This window comes from Acidovorax sp. (assembly GCF_046294525.1).
Lineage (GTDB): Bacteria > Pseudomonadota > Gammaproteobacteria > Burkholderiales > Burkholderiaceae_C > Acidovorax.
In genome coordinates this window covers 14149-34788 of record NZ_JBKBKQ010000018.1, presented here as the reverse complement: position 1 = coordinate 34788, position 20640 = coordinate 14149, and the positions used below count along the sequence as shown (strand labels likewise).

Sequence of the window (20640 nt, the reverse complement as noted above, 5' to 3'; positions counted from 1 at the left end):
CTGTGTTGTGAGCGCGGCGTAACCTGTCTGCAGCCAGGCACGCAACAAAAAACCCCTGGGCGCAAAGGGCGCGGCCAGGGGTTTGCAGGGAAGGGCGCAGTTGTGCGGGGCTACTGGTAGCGTGGCCCGCGCTTTTCCAGGAAAGCCGAGATCCCTTCGCCACCGTTGATGTGGTGCAGGTTCTTCACGAAGTGGTCGCGCTCGTGGCCCAGGTGCTGCGCAAGGCTGGCCTGCGGCGCTTCGTTCAGCAGCTCCTTGATGCTGGCCAGCGCGTTGGGCGCCTTGGTGTTGAGTTGCGCGGCCAGCGCCAGCGCGGAGTCGAGTGCCGAGCCTGCCTCGGCAACGCGGTTGACCAGCCCCAGTGCATGCAGCCGCTCTGCGCCAATGCGGTCCCCGGCCATGAGGATCTCGGTGGCGATCTGGCGGGGCAGGGCCTGCGACAGGCTCCAGCTGGCGCCACCATCGGGCGACAGGGCCACATTGCTGTAGGCCATTACAAACACGGCATTGCGTGCCGCGACGATGAAGTCGCAAGCCAGTGCCAGCGAAAAGCCCGCACCGGCGGCTGCGCCTTCCACCGCTGCAATCACGGGCTTGGGGTAAGTGCGGATGGTCTCGATCCAGTTGTGAAGCCCTTCAATGCTCTGGGCCTGCACATCGGGCGGCTGCTGCCGGTTGGCCAGCAGCCGCTGCAGGTTGCCCCCAGAGCAGAACATGCCGTCCGACCCGGTGATGACCACGCTGCGGATGTCGGCGCTGCTCTCGGCCACGCTCAGGGCCTCCACACCCGCCGCGTACATCGACGGGTCGATGGCATTGCGTCGCTCGGGGTTGCTCAGGGTCAGGATGAGGGTCTGGCCCTGACTGGTGCTTCGGAGTTCTGCGGGCATGGGTGGCCTTGGTACGGGAGTTCAGTTTTCTTCTACATGCGTGAGGCTCAGGCCGATGGCGCCACGCCGCCTCAGCCACGGGCTGGGGCGGTAGCGTGTGTCGCCGTACACAGTCTGCATGTTGAACAGTACTTCGAGGATGTTGGTGGGGCCCCAGCGGTCGCCCATGGCCAACGGGCCCAGCGGGTAGCCCAGCCCCAGGGTCACGGCGGTTTCCAGGTCCTTGGGCGAGCAGATACCCTGCTGGCAGATGTCCGAAGCGATGTTGACGATGGTGGCCACCACACGCTGGGTGACGAAGCCGCCGCTGTCGCGGATCACGCTCACGGCCTTGCCGTCGCGGGCGAACAGCGCGTGCGCGGCATTTCGGATGTCAATCCGCGTCGCAGGGTTGGTGGCCAGCACGCGGCGCTTGGTGGCGGCGTCGTCAATCAGCATGTCGATGCCAATGGTGCGCGCCGGATCCAGCCGCTCCACCACGGCCACCGTGGTCACATCAAAGCCCAGCGGTGCCACTAGGGTGATTGCGGCCGGCGAGGGAGACTGGCCGGTTTCAATGCTTGCGCCCAGGTCCTTGAGCAACTGGTACAGCTCTGCGCGGCGGGACGCGCGGGGCGACACCCACACCGGCGGCATGTCCGCCACCACGTGCGCGGGGGGCTCAGCAGGCACCTGTGCCGCTCCATCCACATAGCGGTAAAACCCTTCGCCCACCTTTTTGCCCACCACGCCGCCGGCGAGGCGCTGCGCGGTGATCACGCTGGGGCGGTAGCGGGGTTCGTCGTAGTACTGGCGGTAGATGGATTCCATCACCGGATGCGACACATCCAGCGCCGTCAGGTCCATCAGCTCGAAGGGCCCCAGCTTGAAGCCCACCTGGTCGCGCAGGATGCGGTCGACGGTGGCAAAGTCGGCCACGCCTTCGCTCACGATGCGCAGGGCCTCGGTGCCGTAGCCGCGCCCCGCATGGTTCACGATAAAGCCGGGGGTGTCTTGCGCCTGCACGGGCGTGTGGCCCATCTGCCGTGCGTAGGAGGCCAGATCGGTGCACAAGGCGGGGTTGGTCTTGAGGCCCGCTATCACCTCCACCACCTTCATCAGCGGTACGGGGTTGAAGAAGTGGAACCCCGCTAGCCGCTCGGGGTGCTTGAGCGCAGCGCCGATGGCGGTCACAGAAAGCGACGAAGTGTTGGTGGCGAGCACCGCATTTTCGCGGACCACTGATTCCAGTTGCGAGAACAATCCCTGCTTGGCGTCCAGCCGCTCGACGATGGCCTCGATGACCAGGTCGCAATGGGCCAAGTCGCCCAGCGCCTGCACCGTGTGCAGCTGTGCGCCCCAGGCGGCGGCCTGCGCTTCGTCAATGCGGCCCTTGGCGACCAGCTTGCCCCATTGTTCGTTCAGTGCCGCCTTCGCGGCGTCTGCAGCGCCGGGGTTGGCATCCATCAAAAAAACCTGGCTTCCGGCCTGGGCTGCAATTTGCGCAATGCCCCGGCCCATGGCGCCGGCGCCGACGACGGCGATGTTGGAATACTGAATTTTCATAGCGCCATTATGGCTCTGGCCTTGGGCAGGACTTATGTGCAAGAATCTCCGCAACCTGGACCAGAATTTATTGTGAATATCCGTAACACCATGTTTGGCGCCGGTCTTTGGGTGGTTGCCACCGGCGCTTCGGCGCTGACCTTGGGCGCCAGCCGAGGGGCTGTGGTGTTGGGTGGTCCGGTGGATCTGACGTTCGAAGTGCAGCCTGATCCGGGCTCCGACGTGGCCTCGTCATGCATTGACGCTGCGCTGCGTGCCGGTGACACACCGATTGGCGCAGCCAAGGTCCGCGTGACGCCGCTGGCTGATGCACCCGGTGCACCCGGGCGCACGCCTGCCGTGCGGGTGCAAGCCGCAGTGGCGGTGGATGAGCCTGTGCTGACGGTGACCTTGACCGCAGGCTGCGCGGGCAAGACCACGCGGACCTATACCTTTTTAGCCGACTTTCCGCTGGCCGTGCCCCGAACCGCAGCGCCTGTGGATGTGGCGCGGCTGGCGCAGGCGGCGCAAGGTGGCGCCGCAGCGCCCGCCGCCGCGCCGTCTACCGAAACTGCATCCCCACCACGCATTCCCCCTCAGCCCGCACCCGCCGAACGTGCCGCGCCCCGTGTGCCGCAACGCCCCGCTGTGCGCCCACCGCAAAGCGCCGATGCTGTGCCGCCCGCGCGAACTGCGCCACGGGCCGCGCAGCAGGCCACTCCGCGGTCGCGGCTGGTGGTGGAGCCCTTGGATGTCTGGCTCGACAGCCCCTTGACGCTGCGGCCATCGATGGAATTGCTGACTACGCCATCTGAAGAGGCCACAGCCAAACGCGCCGAGGCTGCCGCACAGTGGAAGGCGCTGAACGTGCAGCCGCAGGACCTGCAAGACCTGCAAGACACGGACCGGGTCAAGGCCCTGGAGGCCGAAGCCGCCGCGCTGCGCGACCAGGCCAGCCGAGACCGCGCTGCCGCTGCTCAACTGCAGCAGCAACTCGCGCAGGCCGAGGAAGAGCGCTTCCCGGCCACCGTGGTGTATGCGTTGGCGGCGTTGCTGCTGCTGGCGCTGCTGGCGCTTGCACGCACCTGGGTCCGCCTGCGCAGTGCGTCCGACAAAGCCGTGGCGGCCTGGCGCGACTCCGTGGCGTTGGGCAACCGCGAGGCGCAGGCGGCGCACGATGCGGCCATGGGCCTCACACCGCACCCCAACGACACGTGGACGCCGTCCGACGCGCTACCCACCCCCTCAGGCATGGTCCCGGTGTCGGCCCCGGTGCCGGTGTACGAGCCCTTTGTTTCCACATCCCCCGCCGTCAGCGGCCATGCGCCGCGGGATGATGCTGCCAGACCCGCGGCGGCGCCCAAGCCTGCCTTGCGTGCCGTGCCGACTGGCGCAGCCTCTGTACCCACGTCAGTGGCCTCGTCGGCGCCAGCCGCCGCTGCGGCCATGCACATCGTCAACCCCGAAGAGCTGTTCGACGTGCAGCAGCAGGCTGAATTTTTTGTGTCGGTGGGTGAGCACCAGCAAGCCATTGATGTACTTCGCAAGCACATCGCTGAGCACCGCGAATCGTCACCGCTGGCGTACCTTGAGCTTCTGCGGCTGTACCACACGCTCAGCCGGGTGGACGAGTTCACGCAGTTGCGCAAGCAGTTCATGCTGTCGTTCAACGCGCAGGTGCCGGAGTTCACCGGCTTTCATCGCACGGGCCGCATGCTGTACCACTACACGGATGCGCTGGCCGAGATCGAAGCCGAATGGACGTCGCCGTCGGTGTTGATTCTGCTGGAGAAATTCCTGTTCCGCAGTCCCGGCGGAGAGGCGGTCGAGCCCTTTGACCTGGCTGCCTACGATGACCTGCTGTTGCTGCTGTCCATTGCGCAGACCACGCCGGCCAGTGCGCGCGGTGAACCGCCGCCGCGCAAGCGCACCACGCCCCTGGCACCGCCGCGCACCGAAACCCTGGTGGTAGAAGCTCCGGTCGGCCACCGCCGCAAGGACGACCGGCCGCCAGACTCTATGGCCTCCAGTCTGGAGTTCGACTTTGACCTGGTGCCTTCAGAGGTGGCGCGGCAGGCTGCTGCGGCCCAGGTAGCTACGGCGCCTGCGGCCCTGGACCCGGATTCACGCAGCGTACCGCTGGACCTGGACCTGTCTGACCCGCCACACCTCACCCTTAGCGACCTGCCCCCGGTGCCGGTGACTGCGCCTCCACCGGCGGGCCAGCCTGTGGGATTTGGCATGGACAACGACCTCATGGAGCTGCGGCTGGAGCTGGAGCAGCAACAGCAGCAACTGCGCAAGACGCAACCCAAGTAACACCAACACGGGCGCTGCTTGGTTGTTGCTCGGATGGTGCTGGAGCGTTCAATCGGCGCTCCCATCTTGGTGTGTGACGCTACCTTACAACCGCCGGCACACGCATGCTCTCATGGTCACGGCGCAACCGCAGGCCTCATGTGCCGCAGCAGCTGCGCCGCCGCGGCCTCCGGGTCAGGCGCGTTCACCAGGGCGCGCACCACGGCGATAGAGCCCACGCCCGTTGCCAGTACCTGCGCAAACTGCTCCGCGCCGATGCCGCCAATGGCCACCTGCGGGTAGTGGCGCATCAGGCGCGCATACACCCCCAGCCGGCCCACGCCTTGCGGGGCCGTGGCCATCTTCTTGAGCGTGGTGGGGAACACCGCCCCCATGGCGATGTAGCTGGGGCCCACAGCGTCGGCGCGCACCATTTCGGCATAGCCGTGGGTGCTGACGCCCAAGCGCAGGCCGGAGCCGCGCAGGGCCTGCAAATCCGCCGCGCTCAGCGCGTCGAGGTCTTCCTGACCCAAGTGGATGCCATACGCGCCTGCGTCAATCGCCACGCGCCAGTGGTCGTTGATGAACAGCAGTGCGCCGGTGCCTTGCACCGCCTGCACTGCGGCGCGCACTTCGCGCTCAATGGCTGCCGCGTTGTCGGACTTGAAGCGCAGCTGCACCGTGGGCACACCCGCTCGGGCCATGCGGCCCACCCAGGCAGCATCGGGCAGAACGGCGTACAGGCCCAGATTGTGCGGGCAGGCCGCAAACGCCTGTGCGCGCGGTACGGGCTGCAGGCCGAAGTCTTCTGGCGCGTCGGGCCAGGCCTCGGGCTGCGCGCTGCCGGTGCGTACGGCGCGTGCCTGCCAGGCCTGCGCCACGCACTCGGCATCGTGCGCGATGAAACCCAGGGTGCTGCACGCCTGCAGGGCCGCCAGATAGGTCGCGTCGTCGCGGGTGGGCGCAGGCATGGGCTCGGGTGCAAAGCCAGCAAACGTGGCTGCATGGTGCGCAACAATGTCTTGCGCAAGTTGAGAGATTTGAGAGGTATCAGCCATGTTGTGCATGGTGCCAAAAAGGGGTGCCCAGCACCGGTGTGCTGGGCTGTGCGGCGTCTTGTGCCGACATGGCGCCCGCCCGGTGCGCGGCGCGGCCGGCGTTCACCGCGTCGGCAAACGCACCGGCCATGACCACGGGGTCTTGGGCCAGGGCCACAGCGGTGTTCAGCAGCACTCCGTCAAAGCCCCATTCCATGACCTGGCAGGCGTGTGATGGTAGGCCCAAGCCCGCGTCCACCAGCATCGGGACTTGAAGGCGATCGCGCAGCGTCTGCAGCGCATAGGGGTTGACGGGGCCCCGGCCGGTGCCGATGGGGGCTGCCCAGGGCATCACGGCCTGGCAGCCCACATCCACCAGTCGCTGACACAGCACAAGGTCTTCTGTGCAGTAGGGCAGCACCTGAAAACCCTCCTTGATGAGGTGTTCGGCCACACCCACCAGGTTCAGCGTGTCGGGCTGCAGGGTGTAGTCATCGCCGATCAGCTCCAGCTTGATCCACGGGGTGTTGAACACTTCGCGCGCCATCTGTGCGGTGGTGATGGCCTCTTGCGCACTGTGGCAGCCAGCGGTGTTGGGCAGCACGGGCACGTTGAGCTTGCGCAGCAGCTCCCAGAAGCTGCTGCCGCTTTCGGCTGAGTTGCTGCCCTGGCGGCGCAGCGAGGCGGTGACCATGGCGGGTTGGGCGCGCAATACGGCGGCTTCGAGCACGGCGGGCGAGGGGTAGCGCGAGGTGCCCAGCAGCAGGCGGCTGGCAAAGGTCTGGCCGTACAGCACCAGCGGGTCTTGCGGCGTCGGAGTGGTCATGGGTTTACTATGGTTTTGATAGCTGCTAGCGCTTTATGGATAAACGCTAGAGGCCAATTTAATTCAAATTTTTTGTACGGGATCAGCCCCCGGTGACCGGCGAGATGATTTCCACGCTGTCGCCGGGCTGCAGCGTGCGGGCGGTGTAGCCGGTGTTGGGCACAAAGGTGGTGTTCACGGCCACGGCAAAAGGCGGGCGTGCATCGATGGCGGCCACGGCATCGGCCACGGTGGCGCCGTCGGGCAGGTCGTGCGGGGTCTGGTTGATGGTGATGTTCATGCGAGGGCGGCGGCGACGTTGGGGGTGGGCTCGGATGCTGGTGCCAGGTCCAACGCCATATCAAAACGCTGCGAAAGCTGTGATTGTCCTGTGTTCAGCACTTCCAGCGTCACATCCAGCATCGCTGGGGCGATCATGAAACCGTGGCGGTACAGGCCGTTGATCTCCAGCACGCCCGGCTGCGTCTGGCGGATGGCGGGCAGGTTGTCGGGCAGCGTGGGGCGGCACTGCGTGGCCAGCTCCAGGATGCGGCCTTCGGCAAAGCCGGGGTGCACGGCGTAAGCAGCGCTCAGCAGTTCCAGCGTGGAGCGCACGCTGGCGGGCGAGAGGTCGTCGGACTCGATCTCGGTGGCGCCGATGACAAACAGGTGATCTTGTTTGGGCGCGATGTAGATAGGGTAGCGCGGGTGCACCAGCCGCGTGGGGCGCTGCAGCGTCACATCGGGCGCGTGGATGCGCACCACCTCGCCGCGCACACCGCGCAGCGCGCTCCACTGGCTCTTGGCGCCCAGGCCCCGGCAGTCCAGCACCCAGTCGGGCTGGCCCGGGGCGCCGGGGGTGAAGGTGTCGGGCGACTGGGGGCTGTGCCAGTGCGCGCGCACGTCCAGGCGCTCCATCTCCACTACCAGCGCGGCCAGCAGCTGGCGGTTGTCCAGCTGGCCTTCGCCGGGCAGGTACAGGCCCTGGGCAAAGCGGTGGGCCAGCGTGGGCTCGGCCTGGGCCAGGCCGTCGCTGCCCAGCTTTTCAAGCCGGGGCAGCTCGGGCACGGTGTGCTGGTTGGCCTCCAGCTGGCGCGTCAGGCGCTGGGCTTCGGCGGCGTCCTGCCGGTGCCACACGATCAGCGTGCCTGCTTGCTGAAAGAACACCGGCTCGGCCAGCGGCGCCAGCAGCTGCGGCCAACGGGCCAGGGCATGGTGGCCCATGCGCACCACGCCGGGTTCGGTGATCGCCGATTCGGCCAGGGGCGCGAGCATGGCGGCGGCCACCGTGGCGGCCGAGCCTTCGGCGGCGGGGCTGCCCGCGTCATGGATGTCCACGCGGTGGCCCTGGCGGGCCAGTTCCACTGCAAGCAGGCGGCCCATGAGGCCTGCGCCCAGGATGGCAAAGGAGGAGGGTGGCAGTGGCATAGGCGTTGTGGTCTGTCCGTGTGCTGCAGGCGAGGCGCGAGCAAGGTGCATAGGGACAAAACGGGGCTGTGCCGCTTGAAAAGAAACTCCCCACGCCAGCATGACCTGGATCGGGTAGCGGGGCCATTGCGCGCAACGCAACGCAGGGTTCTGTGCAGCCCCAGGGTATTTCTCAGTCGCACGCCCAAGAACAGGTTCTCAATGGCGGGACACCCCTGTTTCGTCCGGAAAAATCAAATTACAGCACAAGCCCGCGCCGCCCTTTTTGCGCTGGCGCATAGGCCATAATTTTTGCCATGACTTCTTTGACCCCGCCGTCCTCCTCACCATCCGAGCCTTCCACACGCCGCTATGTGCGTGTGCTCTCCATTGCGGGCTCCGATAGCGGCGGCGGCGCAGGCATTCAGGCCGACCTCAAGACTTTTGCAGCCCTTGGCTGCTATGGCATGACCGCCATCACGGCCATCACCGCCCAGAACACCTGCGGCGTCACCGGCATCCACGGCGTTCCGCCCGAGATGCTCAAGGCCCAGATCGACGCCGTGGTGCAGGACATCGGCGTGGACGCCGTCAAGATCGGCATGCTGCATTCGCCGGAGGTGGTGCGCGTGGTGGCCGATGCCATCCGCAGCTACCAGCTGCCCCATGTGGTGCTGGACCCGGTGATGGTGGCCACCAGCGGCGACCGGCTGATCGCGCAGGAAACCGTGGGCGTACTTGTGCAGGAGCTGTTCCCGCTGGCCGAGCTGATCACCCCCAACCTGGACGAGGCCGGGTGGCTGCTGGGGCGCAGCATCAAGGGCGTGAACACGCTGGATGAAGCGGCGCAGGCGCTGTGCGCGCTGGGTGCCCGCGCGGCACTCCTCAAAGGCGGCCACCTGCCCGGAGACTGGGTGGTGGACGTGCTGGCCACCCGCAGCGGCGTGCGGCAGCGGCTGGAGTCCGCACGCATTGCCACACCCAACGGGCACGGCACGGGCTGCACCTTGTCATCGGCCATTGCGGCCCACCTGGCGCAGGGCCTGCCCCTGCAGCAGGCCGTGGAGAGCGCGCGTGCCTACATCCTGGGCGCCATCGCAGCGGGCGCTGATGTGACCACAGGGCGTGGCCATGGCCCGCTCAACCACGGCTACGCGCCCGTCGCGCAGCTGGTGCTTTAGAAATTTCAGTCGTTATGGGCTCTAGCGCTTGTCCGTCAAGCGCTAGCAGCTCACAATTCCATAGCGTATCAACGCGATTTCGGCCGTGTGGCAAAGGCCAGCGCAAAGCTGAACGCCAGCGCTGGCAGGGCCGACCCTGCGCCTGGCAATACCTTGGGTGCCAGGTGGTACAACGCAATGCCCGCCAGCCAGATAGCCACTGGCACCCAATTGACCTTACCCGCTGCGGCAAGCAGCGCGGGCGCATTGGTGCCAAAGGCCAGACGCCCCAGGATCACACCAAACAGAGGCACAAACACCGAGCTGAGGAGCAGCAGGAAAGGCTCCAGGCTGTGCATGGGCAGCACCAGCGCCAGGGCCGTGCACACCGCCGCCATGGCCAGGCCCCACTTGCGCACGCCCCAGCGCGGCAGCAGGCTGTGGGCCGACACGGCGCCCGAATAGGTATCGCCATAGGCGTTATCCACCTCGTCAATCAGAATCAGCGACAGCGCAATCAGTCCGCCCTGGGCCAGCAGCAGCGCCTGCACCAGGTCCTTGCTCGGCAAGGTCAGCGCCACCAGCACACCCAGGCTGTAGCACCACATGTTGGCCAGCGCATAGCCCAGCCAGGTGCCGCGCAATGCCGAGCCACCGTTCTTGCCATGGCGCGCATAGTCGGCCACCAGGGGCAGCCACGAAATGGGCATGGCGATCACCAGGTCCAGCGCGGGCAACACGCCCATGCCGCCTGCACCCTGGCGCGTCCACAGCGCTTCAAAACCCTGGGCCTGAGCCAGCGACAAGAACTGCCACGACAGCCACAGCAGCGACAGCACCACCAGCGGCAGCGCCACGCGCGCAATCACCTTGCGCACCAGCTGCACCATCGATCCGCTGATCAGCAGCATCACCACGCCGCCCCACAGCAGCGTGGCCAGCACGGGCCACTGGGCGCCGGCCATGGCCCCTGATTGTTGGCCGATGGCCACGGTGGCGTCGCGCATCACCACCAGCTCGAATGTGCCCCAGCCCACCAGCTGCACGATGTTCAGGATGATGGGCAGGCTCGCAAACGTGCGGCCGTACACGGCGTGCATCAGCCCCGCGCTGGCCAGGCCGCTGTCGCAACCCAGCTTGGCCACCCAGCCCAGCAGGCCCGCGCCCACGATGGAACCGGCCACGATGGCAATCAGTGCCTCTTTGGTGCCCAGCGCGGGCATCAGGTACGCACCCACCTGCATGACCAGCAGGCCCACGCCCAGGCTGAACCAGAGCGAGGCGTGGTCATGCCACTGGAAGACGCGGCGGTCTGGGGAGACGGGGGCCAGCGCTTCGTTGGTAGCGTGCGTGGCGGGGGATGAGGACATGGATTGGCTCCGTAAGCAGATACAGAGCAGGGGCGGCCCGCCGGCGCGCCCTGACGTGTTCAGAGCCGTGCAATGGCGGACTTGCTTCCCTGCGCGAGGATGATCTCAATCAGGTTCAAAGGGACTCTCTCAGTCGAAACAGGCGGGCCCGTTTCGACACCCCTAGCGGTAGCGCTTGCAAAAGCAGCGCGCTGCGGATTGTAGTGGCGTGTGTAGCCGCTGCGCGCCCGGTCAGGCAGCCGCAGGGGCGGGTGCCACACCCAGCAACTGGTGCAGCCGTGGGCTGGTGGTGGTGTACTGCAGGGCCACCTTGTCGCCCTTGAGCGCCTCGGCGGCGCCGAAGGCGGCTAGCGTGGCCTCGTGGAAGCCGCACAGGATGAGCTTGCGTTTGCCGGGGTAGGTGTTGATGTCGCCAACGGCGTAGATGCCGGGCACGCTGGTGCGGAAGGCCTCGGTGTCCACCACCAGCTGTTTGCGGTCCATGGCCAGGCCCCAGTCCGCAATGGGCCCGAGGCGGGGCGAGATGCCCAGCACGGCCACCAGCAGGTCCAGCGTCAGGGCCCGGGTGCTGCCGTCCGCATCCACCACCTGTAGTGCGGTGAGGCGGTCGCGCACGGTGTCAATGCCGGTGATCTGCGCGGCCTCGACGTGGATACGGCATGCTTCGCGCAATTGCTGCAGGCGTTGCAGCAAGTCTTCAGGCGCCTGGAAGACGTCGCGGCGGTGCAGCAGGCTCACGCGGGCGGCCTGGCCTTGCTCGGCCAGTTCCACGGCGCGGGCCACGGCGGGCTCGTCGCCGCCGTGCACGACCACGTGGCGCCCGGCCACATCCAAGCTGGCGGGGAGGTTCTGGTAGTGCAGCTGGGTGCCCACAAAGCGCTCGATGCCGTCCACCTTGAGCGTGCGTGGCACAAAGGCGCCCACGCCTGCGGCGATGAACACGCTGCGGGCCAGCAGTTGTGCGCCTTGCGAGGTTTCGACCAGCATGCGCCCGTCCGCTTGTACGGTGAGGGCAGACACCAGCGTGTTCAGGTGCCACTGGGTCTTGAACGGCGCGATCTGCTGAAGCAGCAGGCCTGCCAGCTCGCGCCCGGTGCACACGGGGATGCCCGGGATGTCGTAGATGGGTTTGTCGCAGTACAGCTCGACGCACTGGCCGCCCGCATGGGGCAGGGCGTCGATGGCGTGGGCGGTGATGCCTTGCAGGCCCAGCTGGAAGACCTGGAACAGCCCCACGGGACCCGCGCCGATGACGACGGCATCGGTTTCTACGACTGCGGGCGCTTGCAAAGTCTCAGTCACAAGCGGGGCGCGCGGCGGGTTACTTGATCAGTTCGTTGACCTTGCCCGGCTTGCCGTTCCACTCGTCGGCGTCGGGCAGTGCGGGCTTGCGCTTGGTGATGCTCTTCCAGCCGTCGGCAAAGGCCAGGTCGGCATTGAGCTTGATGAAGGCGATCTGGTCTGCGGGCAGATCTTCTTCGGCAAAGATGGCGTTGGCCGGGCACTCGGGGATGCAGACGGCGCAATCGATGCACTCATCGGGATCGATGACGAGCATGTTCGGGCCTTCGCGGAAGCAGTCCACGGGGCACACGTCCACACAATCGGTGTACTTGCACTTGATGCAGTTTTCGGAAACGACGTGGGTCATGACAGGAGTTGTGTGGGTCGGTGAAAACCCTCGATTTTAAGGCTTTCACCGCCCTTTGGTTACAGGGGCCTCTCGCGGGGGAGATGTCGGGTCGGTAGGCGCTGATCCAGGTCAGTTGACCAGCACGGCACCGGCCGTCTTGTGGCTGGCCGTATCCACCAGGATCAGCGAGCCCAGCACGCGGGCCTGGGTGAACGGCGCAGCGGGGATGGCCTCTTGCAGCACGAGTTGAACATGGCCAATCGCATTGGGGTCGAGCTGTGTGGCGGCTTCTTCGGCCAGCGTGTTGATGTTGAGCTTGTGCACCACGGCCTTGACCTTGGCCTTGACCCATCGGTGGCCATGCAGCGCCCAGTACACGCGGCCAGCGACCAGAGGCTCATCGTCCATCCAGGCGATGGTGGTGCGCAGTTCGCGGCTGGCGGGCCAGGCGGGGGTGGCGGCGGGCGTGTCGCCAAAGTCGTCGTCGGCAGCTGGCGCTGCAGCAGCCGTGGGCGCGGCCAGAATCCAGTCGCCGCGCGATACGTCTACCTCGCGGTCCAGGATGATGCCGGCGCTCGTGCCCGCGGGCACGTCCTTGGGGCGGCGGGCATGGTCTAGCACTTGCGCCACCGTGGCCAGCTGGCCGCTGGGAAAGATCTGCACGGCGGTGGCAGGTGCGAAGCTGCCAGCAGCCACGCGGCCCCAGAACACGCGGCGGCCCTGGCTGGTGTCGGAGGACGACGAGAATTTCTCGACCCACTGCACCGGGAAGGCCGGGGCCAGCGCCGTGTCGGCGGGGGTGTTGGGCAGTTCTTCCAGCACCTGCAGCAGGGTGGGGCCGGTGTAGCCGCACCAGCCCGCATGGGCATCGACCACGTTCCAGCCTTTGAGGGCGGACACGGGCACCGTAGCGCGCACGGTGATTTCTGCCGCCTGGGCAAAGGCTTGCAGCGCGCCCTGGATGTGCTTCCAGGCCAGCGCGGGGTCTTCCACCGCGTCGAGCTTGTTCACGGCAAACACTAGCGAATGCACGCGCAGCAGGTGCACCAGCAGGCTGTGGCGGCGGGTTTGCGGCAGCAGCGCCAGGCCGGGGTTCTTCCAGTCGAGCTTGGTGGCATCGACCAGCACCACGGCGGCGTCAGCGCTGCTCGCGGCCGTCACCATGTTGCGGGTGTACTGCTCGTGGCCGGGGGCGTCGCCGATGATGAACTTGCGCTCTTCGGTGGCGAAGTAGCGGTAGGCCACGTCAATGGTGATGCCTTGCTCGCGCTCGGCGCTAAGGCCGTCGGTCAGCAGGGCCAAGTCGGTCTCGCCCTGGCGCTGCACACCAGCCAGGTGGTCTTGCAGCACGGCCTTGCTGTCCACCAGCAGGCGGCCGATCAGTGTGCTCTTGCCGTCATCCACGCTGCCGCAGGTGATGAACTTGAGTGCGGAAATATGGTCATTTGGGGCGCTAGCGCTTGCTGAATAAGCGCTGGCAGCTATCGAATTGGTAGTGGTCATCAGAAGTACCCGTCCTTTTTGCGCTTCTCCATCGAAGCATCCGATGTCTTGTCGTCCATGCGCGTGGCGCCGCGCTCGCTCACGTCGGCGGCCAGGGTCTCGATGACGATCTCGGCCGGGGTGGCTGCGGTGCTTTCGACCGGTGCGGTGCAGGTGATGTCGCCCACGGTGCGAAAGCGCACGTCGCGCGTTTCCACCACATCGCCTTCGCGCGCTGGTGTCAGCTCGGTCACGGGCATCAGCAGGCCCTTCTTGTCCACCACCTGGCGCTTGTGCGTGTAGTAGATGCTGGGCAGGCCGATCTGCTCGCGGTCGATGTACTGCCACACATCGAGCTCGGTCCAGTTGCTGATGGGGAACACGCGGAAGTGCTCGCCGGGCTGCAGGCGGGTGTTGAACAGGGTCCACAGCTCGGGGCGCTGGGCCTTGGGCTGCCATTGGCCGAAGCTGTCGCGGTGGCTAAAGATGCGCTCTTTGGCGCGGGCCTTTTCTTCGTCGCGGCGGGCGCCGCCGATCAAGGCGTCAAAGCGGAACTCTTCAATCGCTTCGAGCAGCGTGACCGACTGGTGCACGTTGCGCGACTCGCCCGGGTGTGCCAGGCGCACGGTGCCGCGTGCCATCGAATCCTCGACGCTGCGCACGATGAGTTCGGCGCCCAGTTCCTTCGCGCGGAAGTCGCGGAAGTCCGTGACTTCAGGGAAGTTGTGGCCCGTGTCGATCATCAAGAGCGGGTAGGGGATGCGGCCCGCGCCAAACGCTTTCTCGGCGCACTTGAGCATGACCAGCGAATCCTTGCCGCCCGAGAACAGCAGGGCGGGGCGCTCGAAGGCGGCGGCGACTTCGCGCAAGATGAAGATGGTTTCTTCTTCCAGGGCGTCGAGGTGCGAGTTGTTGAGGTGGTAGCTCATGTTGTTGGTTTTCTCAAGCAGCGCTGAGTCGGTGCGGGCGTTCATGGTCGGGCCTTGGGCGGGCGGATCAGTGCGCAATGTGCAGGCCGCACTCGCGGTTGTCTTCGCCTTTGGTCGGGTCCACGTAGTCAAAGTTGTTGGGCAGGCCGTGCTTCACGCAGTATTCGTGCAGGTCTTTGGACGACCAGTGCAGCAGCGGCGCCACCTTGATGAGGCCATCGGGGTTGATGCTGACCGGGTCCATCTGTGCGCGCACGGCGGTGTCGGTGGCGCGCAGGGCGGTGAACCAGACCTCGGGCGCGGTCTCGCGCAGGGCGCGGGCAAAGGGCTCCAGCTTCACTTCGGCGGTGAACGCGGCGTGGCGCGGGTCGTCCAGCGCGGGCGTGGGGCCTTCCACCGCCTCGCGGTGGGCGCGCGAGCGCAGTGGCAGATAGATCTTCAGGTTCAGCCCCAGCTGCTTCGTTACCTCGTCCGCAAAGCGGTAGGTGGCTTCGGTGTTGTAGCCGTTGTCCATCCACACGACGGGCACCTTCGGGTTCACCTGCGTGACCATGTGCAGGATCACGGCTTCAAAAGGCCGGAAGTTGGTGGTGACGATGCTGGTCTTGCCCAGGCCCAGGGCCCATTCCACCAGGGCGGGCGCGTTGTGGCCCAGGTCGGCGTTGACGGTGGCCAGATCGAGCTGGCTCACGGCTTGGGGGGCTCTGGTGTTCATCAGGCGGCCTCGCGGAAGTGGGGCAGGGGGTGCGTCACGTCGCCTTGGTAGAAGCCCTTGAAACGGTCGAACTGGCGCTGGGCGTCGGCCATGTCCACACCCTCGCGCAGCACGGCCACGTCAAAGCCGCACCGGGCCATCTGCACCAGCTGGTCGATCAGCACTTCGCCGGTGGCGCGCAACTCGCCCGCAAATTTGAGGCGGCCGCGCAGCAGGCGGGCCTGGCTGAAGGCCCGGCCATCGGTGAACTTGGGGAACTGCAGGTCAATGCGGTCCACGCCCGCCAGGTCCAGCTCGAACGGGTTGGCGTCGTTGGGAAGTTCGATGACTTTCAGGCCTGCAGGGCTTGGCTGGTGCTCGTGAGCAGCTATTAGTTTCATAGTTATGAACCCTCAGGCGGTTTCGGTTTCAACGGGGTGGCGGGCCGCATTGGCGGCGGTCTTGAAGGGCTCCAGCCCCACGCGCCGCACGGTGTCGATGAAGTTCTCGTAGCGCGGGCCTTGCGCGTCATCGGCCAGCAGCTGCCGCTCGGTGCGGTAGGTATTCAGCAAGGCCTCGATCACGCCCGGCACTTCGGCGGCGCTGAACGAGGGGCCGATGATCTTGCCCGGCGTGGCAGGGCCCGACAGGTTGGAGCCATCAGCGCCGCCCAGGGTGATCTGGTACCACTCCTTGCCATCCTTGTCCACGCCCAGGATGCCGATGTGGCCGCTGTGGTGGTGACCGCAGCTGTTGATGCAGCCGCTGATGTGCAGGTCGATCTCGCCCAGGTCCCACAGCTCGTCCAGGTCCTGGTAGCGCTCGGTGATGGCTTCGGCAATCGGCAACGAACGGGCGTTGGCCAGCGAGCAGAAGTCGCCGCCGGGGCAGGCAATCATGTCGGTCAAGAGGCCGATGTTGGGCTTGGCCAGGCCCAGGGCCTTGGCGGCCTGGTACAGCTGGGGCAGCTGGTCGCGGCGCACCCAGGGCAAGAGCAGGTTCTGTTCGTGCGTCACGCGCATCTCACCGGCAGAGAAGCGGTCGGCCAGGTCGGCGGCGGCTTCCATCTGCTCGGCGGTGGCGTCGCCAGGGGCGTAGCCCAGGCGCTTGAACGACAGCATCACCGCGCGCAGCTGCGGGTGGCGGTGGGGCAGCACGTTGCGGGTGAGCCAGCGGCCAAAGTCCTTGTCCTCCTCTGCCGCGGTGCGCAGCAGGGCCAGGGTTTCGGCCTCGGCGTTGGCGGGCGAGAGGTCGAGGTCGGGCTCGCGGAAGTTGGCGGCCACGCGGTCGTATTCGGCTTGCGTGATGGTGTGGGGGCCGCCTTCGATCTCCACGATCTGGCGGAACTCTTCTTCCACCTGGTCCACGTACGCCTGGCCCTCGGCCTTCACCAGAATCTTGATGCGCGCCTTCCAGCTGTTGTCGCGCCGGCCGTAGCGGTTGTACACGCGGATCACGGCCTCCAGGTAGTTCATGAGCTGGTTCCATGGCAGGAACTCGCGCAGCACCGGGCTGATGGTGGGGGTGCGGCCCATGCCGCCACCCACGCGCACCTTGAAGCCCAGCTCGCCCGCGTCGTTCTTGACGAGCTGCAGACCCACGTCATACCAGCCCAGTGCAGCGCGGTCTTCGCGGGCGCCGTTGATGGACACCTTGAACTTGCGCGGCAGGAACGAGAACTCGGGGTGCAGCGTGCTCCACTGGCGCAGGATCTCGGTGAAGGGGCGCGGGTCGGCGATCTCGTCGGCGGCAATGCCGGCCAGCGCGTCGCTGTTGATGTTGCGGATGCAGTTGCCGCTGGTCTGGATGCCGTGCAGGTTGACGGTGGCCAGCAGGTCCATCACGTCCGCGGCCTTTGCCAGCGGAATCCAGTTGTACTGCACGTTGGTGCGCGTGGTGAAGTGGCCATAGCCGTACTTCAGCTTGGTGCCAATGCGGCGGCCGTCGGCCAGCGGAATGGCACCCAGCTTTTCCTGCGTGGCCTGGGCCTCGGCCAGCAACGCGGGCTCGGGCTGGTCGTATTCGCGGGCCACGCGGGCCAGCACGCGCAACTGGGCGCTGGAGAGCTCCCCATAGGGCACCGCCACGCGCAGCATGGGTGCGTAGCGCTGGATGTACCAGCCGTTTTGCAGGCGCAGGGGGCGGAAATGTTCTTCGGGCAGCTTGCCGGCCTGCCAGCGTTCGAGCTGGTCGCGGAACTGCTCGGCGCGCAGGCGGATGAATTGGCGGTCAAAGTCGGTGTATTGGTACATCGTGGAGCACTCAGATCAGAATCAATTTGAAGCCCGCCCAGGCGAGCAGCAGGGAGAGGGCAGAGCGGATGAGGCGCTCAGGGGTGCGGGTGACCAGGCGCGAGCCCAGCCAGATACCCGGCAGCGAGCCAGCCAGCAATTGTGCAAGCAAAGGCCAGTCCACCGAGCCCAGCGACGCGTGTCCCAGCCCGGCCACCAGGGTCAATGGCACGGCGTAGGCAATGTCGGCGCCGATGATGCGCGGCAGCGGCAGCAGGGGGTACACCAGCAGTAGCACCGTGACGCCGATGGCGCCCGCACCCACCGAGGTGAACGTGACCAGCGTGCCGATCACCGCGCCCAGCAGCATGGGCAGGCTCCAGTGGCGGGGGCGGGTGGCGTCGCCCGTGTGGGCCTTGCGTGCGGCGTTTTGTGCGGCCTGGCGCTGGGCAGAAAAAACAATGGCCTTGTAGAGCGTGGCGGCGGCTGTGAGCAGCAGGGCAAAACCCAGCGTAGTGGTCATGATGCGCTGCGCGGTGGCGCTGGCCGGGCCCAGGGTGTGCAGCGCCCACAGCGCCAGCAGGGCAGCCGGAATGCTGCCCGCGCACAGCTGGCCCACCACTTTCCATGGCACCAGGCGCTGGCGGGCCAGGCTGACGGTGCCGCCCATCTTGGTGAAGGCCGCAAACAGCAAATCGGTGCCCACGGCCATGTGGGGCTTGATGCCGAAAAAGAAGATGAGGATGGGCGTCATCAGCGAGCCACCGCCCACGCCTGTGAGTCCGACGATCAGACCCACCGCGAAACCCGCAAAGACAAACGCCAATTCCTGCATGGCGGCGAATGTAGAGGGGCTTCTTATGGAAGCAAACTATTGTTTTGTGCTTCTAATATGCAAATATAGATATAAAGACGTGTTGTAAGAGGCGCCAAGCTGGTGGCCAATCAGTTTTCCGGCAGTCCACGCAGCGTTTGTTACATCCGCTCACTCGCCAGTGCACGGGCCAGCTTGGCGTCCAGCGGCAGGGGCTCGCCGTTCAGGCGGGCGGCCAGCAGTTCGCCGCACAGCAAGGCCAGGGTCAGGCCCCGCGCACCCATGGCGGTGCATACCCACAGCCCGGGCAGCGCTGCGGCATCCACCGGCCCCACGATGGGCAGGCGGTCCGGCGCAGTGCAGCGCACGGCGGCCCAGTGTTCAACCGGGGCGGCTGCGCCATCGGCCTGCTCACCAGCCGCCAGGGTGGCCTCGAAACGGGGCGCCAGTGCGCGGGCGGCCGTGGGCATCAGGGTCTGCAGCTTGTTCCATTGCCCCTGGTGGGCTACGAGCTGGTCTGGCGCGCTGGCGGGCAGTTCGGTCACATTGCGCTCGAAGGTCGAGCCCATGATCCAGGCGCGCTCGGTGGCTTGTTCCGTGGAGTTGGTGTTCTGCCCCACGCCAAACGACGGCACCAGGTTGCCATGTCCATTCGCCGGGAAGGGCGCGGGTGGCGGCAAGTCTGTGCCATAGCGGCCCCAGGACACCTGCCCGCGCACGGGTTGCAAAGGCCAGCGCTCGGCCAACAGGGGGGGGCTGCCCGCGCCTGCGGCAATCACCACCACGGGGGCCTGGGCCAGCACCTGGCCTTGCGCATCCAGCGCCAGCCATTCGGTGGGGGTGGCGGCATCGGCCCCCGGGATGGGGCGCAGGCTGGCCACGGCGCATTGGCCTCGCCAGGACACGCCCGGCTCGCGCAGCAGAGCCCGCACAAGCTGGGGTGGGCGGACCCATCCTGCCCGGGTGTGCCAGCAGGCCAGGGCGTCTGGCGGCAGGCCCGCTTGTTCACGGGCCGATGGGGGGGCGGGAATGCTCCAGTCAGCGCCCGGCCCCTCGTGCCAGTCGGTGGGCAAGCCGGGGGTGCCGTCGGTGCGGTGTTCCAGCACGCCGGTGGGGCCCCAGTCCTGGCCCGCCTGCAGGCGCTGGCTGGCTTGCTGCAAGGTGGTGCGCACGCCGCTGCGCGACAGGCGCGACAGCACGGCATCGTCGGGCGACACATGCGGTGCAAACACACCCGCCGGCAGGCCCGACGCGCCCGCTGCGGGTTCGGCCGCCTGGTCCAGCACTTGTACCTGCCAGCCCCGGCGGGCCAGGCTGGCGGCGGCGGCAGCCCCGGCCAGCCCGCCCCCAATCACCAGGCAATGCGGATGCTGCGCGCTGGCCTGGGGGACGGCATTGGGCAAGGTGGCTGTGCGGGGGCGGGGTTCCCAGCGGGGGTTGTAGGTGGCGTGCAGGTTGTCGCGTTTGGGGGGCACGCCGGGTACACGCTGCACTTCGAAGCCGCACTCGGCCAGCCCATCGCGTACGGCGCGGGCAATGGTCCAGGTGGCCAGTTGCGCACCCCTGCGGCAGCAGCGCGCCACGGCTTTGAGGGTGTGGATGTTCCAGATTTCGGGGTTGACTGACGGGCTGAACCCGTCGAGGTACACCGAGTCGGCCGTGGGCGCCTGCTGGCGCAGCATTTCTTGCGCGTCGCCCACGTACAGGGTGAGCAGCACGCGCCCCTTTTCAAAGGCCAGGCGGTGTACGCCGGGCAGCAGGCCCCACCATTGGGCGTGCAGTTGTTCGGCCAGCGGTGCCAGCTCAGCGTGGGCGGAGGTGGCGCGCAGCAGGTCGGCGGCGCTGACAGGCCAGGCTTCGGTCGATATGAAGTGCAGCAGGCGCGGACGTTGCGGGTCGGCGCGCCAGGCAGCCCAGGTGACGAGAAAGTTCAGCCCAAAGCCAAAGCCGGTTTCCAGCACCCGCCACTGGGGCCGGCCCGCCCAGGCCGCTGGCAGGCCGCAGCCTTGCAGGAACACGCGGCGGGCCTGGTCCAGTCCGCCGTTCTCGCTGTGGTAGCGGTCGCCAAAGCGGGGGCTGTAGGGGGTGCCGTCGGGCAGCCAGTCGATGGGCTCGGACATGGGGTATGCAAGTGCTGAACACCGGGCCCGTGCAAGCCTTGCGCGTGGCCCAGAAAAACAAAGGGCGCCACAAGGGCGCCGTGCTGAGGCTGGTTTTTACAGCAAGTTGGCAGAACAGCCGTTGTTCTAGATCACTGGCGGTGAATGCTTGAAATGATCGGCGCTACCAAAACAAAGCTTGCGTGAAACCCCTTTTTGCAATGCCGCGCTGCGCTCCACTACGCACTGGGCGGGACGTAGCCCGCC

General features: G+C 67.0%; 18 protein-coding genes and 2 riboswitches. Of the genes, 2 read left to right on the top strand and 16 right to left on the bottom strand.

What is annotated here, in order from left to right:
• Positions 1–110: 110 nt before the first annotated feature.
• Positions 111–890 (bottom strand): oxepin-CoA hydrolase, alternative type, encoded by a 780-nt coding sequence (locus ACK4HJ_RS16075; protein ID WP_409833425.1) that lies wholly within the window; start codon positions 888–890, stop codon positions 111–113.
• 21 nt (positions 891–911) lie between these two features.
• Positions 912–2435, bottom strand: coding sequence for a 3-hydroxyacyl-CoA dehydrogenase (locus tag ACK4HJ_RS16070; RefSeq protein ID WP_409833423.1), 1524 nt, complete (start codon positions 2433–2435; stop codon positions 912–914).
• A 90-nt stretch (positions 2436–2525) separates the two neighbouring features.
• On the opposite strand from ACK4HJ_RS16070, the gene ACK4HJ_RS16065 reads away from it, so the two are divergent.
• Positions 2526–4733 carry a hypothetical protein gene (locus ACK4HJ_RS16065; RefSeq protein ID WP_409833422.1) on the top strand — a complete coding sequence of 736 codons (2208 nt, stop codon included), beginning with the start codon at positions 2526–2528 and terminating at the stop codon, positions 4731–4733.
• A gap of 116 nt (positions 4734–4849) precedes the next feature.
• Here the strand turns inward: ACK4HJ_RS16065 and thiE are convergent, their stop codons facing one another.
• The 4 genes from thiE to ACK4HJ_RS16045 form a co-directional block, all read right to left on the bottom strand.
• On the bottom strand, positions 4850–5770 hold the full coding sequence (gene thiE, locus ACK4HJ_RS16060) for a thiamine phosphate synthase (RefSeq protein WP_409833420.1): 921 nt from the start codon (positions 5768–5770) through the stop codon (positions 4850–4852).
• The gene (locus tag ACK4HJ_RS16055; RefSeq protein WP_409833418.1) at positions 5763–6575 is read right to left on the bottom strand and encodes a thiazole synthase; all 813 of its coding nucleotides are present in this window, start codon (positions 6573–6575) and stop codon (positions 5763–5765) included. The genes thiE and ACK4HJ_RS16055 overlap by 8 nt, the downstream gene beginning before the upstream one ends.
• An 82-nt stretch (positions 6576–6657) precedes the next feature.
• On the bottom strand, positions 6658–6855 hold the full coding sequence (thiS, locus tag ACK4HJ_RS16050) for a sulfur carrier protein ThiS (protein WP_409833417.1): 198 nt from the start codon (positions 6853–6855) through the stop codon (positions 6658–6660).
• On the bottom strand, positions 6852–7982 hold the full coding sequence (locus ACK4HJ_RS16045) for an FAD-dependent oxidoreductase (RefSeq protein ID WP_409833416.1): 1131 nt from the start codon (positions 7980–7982) through the stop codon (positions 6852–6854). Before ACK4HJ_RS16045 ends, thiS begins: the two co-directional genes overlap by 4 nt.
• Before the next feature lie 70 nt (positions 7983–8052).
• A riboswitch (TPP riboswitch) is annotated at positions 8053–8209 on the bottom strand.
• 69 nt (positions 8210–8278) lie between these two features.
• Between ACK4HJ_RS16045 and thiD the strand changes: the two genes are divergently transcribed.
• Positions 8279–9142: a bifunctional hydroxymethylpyrimidine kinase/phosphomethylpyrimidine kinase gene (gene thiD, locus ACK4HJ_RS16040; protein WP_409833414.1), complete on the top strand. Its 864-nt coding sequence runs from the start codon at positions 8279–8281 to the stop codon at positions 9140–9142.
• A gap of 68 nt (positions 9143–9210) precedes the next feature.
• Here the strand turns inward: thiD and ACK4HJ_RS16035 are convergent, their stop codons facing one another.
• The 10 genes from ACK4HJ_RS16035 to mnmC all read right to left on the bottom strand — a co-directional run bounded on the left by ACK4HJ_RS16035 (position 9211) and on the right by mnmC (position 20394).
• Positions 9211–10491, bottom strand: coding sequence for a purine-cytosine permease family protein (locus ACK4HJ_RS16035; RefSeq protein ID WP_409833413.1), 1281 nt, complete (start codon positions 10489–10491; stop codon positions 9211–9213).
• Positions 10492–10560: 69 nt separating this feature from the next.
• Positions 10561–10665, bottom strand: a riboswitch (TPP riboswitch).
• 57 nt (positions 10666–10722) lie between these two features.
• Positions 10723–11793 carry an NAD(P)/FAD-dependent oxidoreductase gene (locus tag ACK4HJ_RS16030; protein WP_409833411.1) on the bottom strand — a complete coding sequence of 357 codons (1071 nt, stop codon included), beginning with the start codon at positions 11791–11793 and terminating at the stop codon, positions 10723–10725.
• Positions 11794–11812: 19 nt separating this feature from the next.
• A complete protein-coding gene (gene fdxA, locus ACK4HJ_RS16025) occupies positions 11813–12142 on the bottom strand; it encodes a ferredoxin FdxA (RefSeq protein WP_008904181.1) in 330 nt (109 codons plus the stop codon).
• 111 nt (positions 12143–12253) lie between these two features.
• Positions 12254–13627: a sulfate adenylyltransferase subunit 1 gene (locus ACK4HJ_RS16020; RefSeq protein WP_409833409.1), complete on the bottom strand. Its 1374-nt coding sequence runs from the start codon at positions 13625–13627 to the stop codon at positions 12254–12256.
• Positions 13627–14580, bottom strand: coding sequence for a sulfate adenylyltransferase subunit CysD (gene cysD, locus ACK4HJ_RS16015; RefSeq protein WP_067511677.1), 954 nt, complete (start codon positions 14578–14580; stop codon positions 13627–13629). Before cysD ends, ACK4HJ_RS16020 begins: the two co-directional genes overlap by 1 nt.
• A gap of 22 nt (positions 14581–14602) precedes the next feature.
• Positions 14603–15250, bottom strand: a complete 648-nt coding sequence (locus ACK4HJ_RS16010; RefSeq protein ID WP_409833407.1) for a phosphoadenosine phosphosulfate reductase family protein — start codon at positions 15248–15250, stop codon at positions 14603–14605.
• Positions 15250–15630 carry a DUF934 domain-containing protein gene (locus ACK4HJ_RS16005; RefSeq protein WP_409833405.1) on the bottom strand — a complete coding sequence of 127 codons (381 nt, stop codon included), beginning with the start codon at positions 15628–15630 and terminating at the stop codon, positions 15250–15252. Before ACK4HJ_RS16005 ends, ACK4HJ_RS16010 begins: the two co-directional genes overlap by 1 nt.
• Before the next feature lie 12 nt (positions 15631–15642).
• The gene (locus ACK4HJ_RS16000; protein ID WP_409833403.1) at positions 15643–17481 is read right to left on the bottom strand and encodes a nitrite/sulfite reductase; all 1839 of its coding nucleotides are present in this window, start codon (positions 17479–17481) and stop codon (positions 15643–15645) included.
• 10 nt (positions 17482–17491) lie between these two features.
• A complete protein-coding gene (locus tag ACK4HJ_RS15995) occupies positions 17492–18295 on the bottom strand; it encodes a sulfite exporter TauE/SafE family protein (protein ID WP_409833402.1) in 804 nt (267 codons plus the stop codon).
• Between the two features lie 140 nt (positions 18296–18435).
• On the bottom strand, positions 18436–20394 hold the full coding sequence (mnmC, locus tag ACK4HJ_RS15990; protein WP_409833400.1) for an FAD-dependent 5-carboxymethylaminomethyl-2-thiouridine(34) oxidoreductase MnmC: 1959 nt from the start codon (positions 20392–20394) through the stop codon (positions 18436–18438).
• Between the last annotated feature and the right edge of the window lie 246 nt (positions 20395–20640).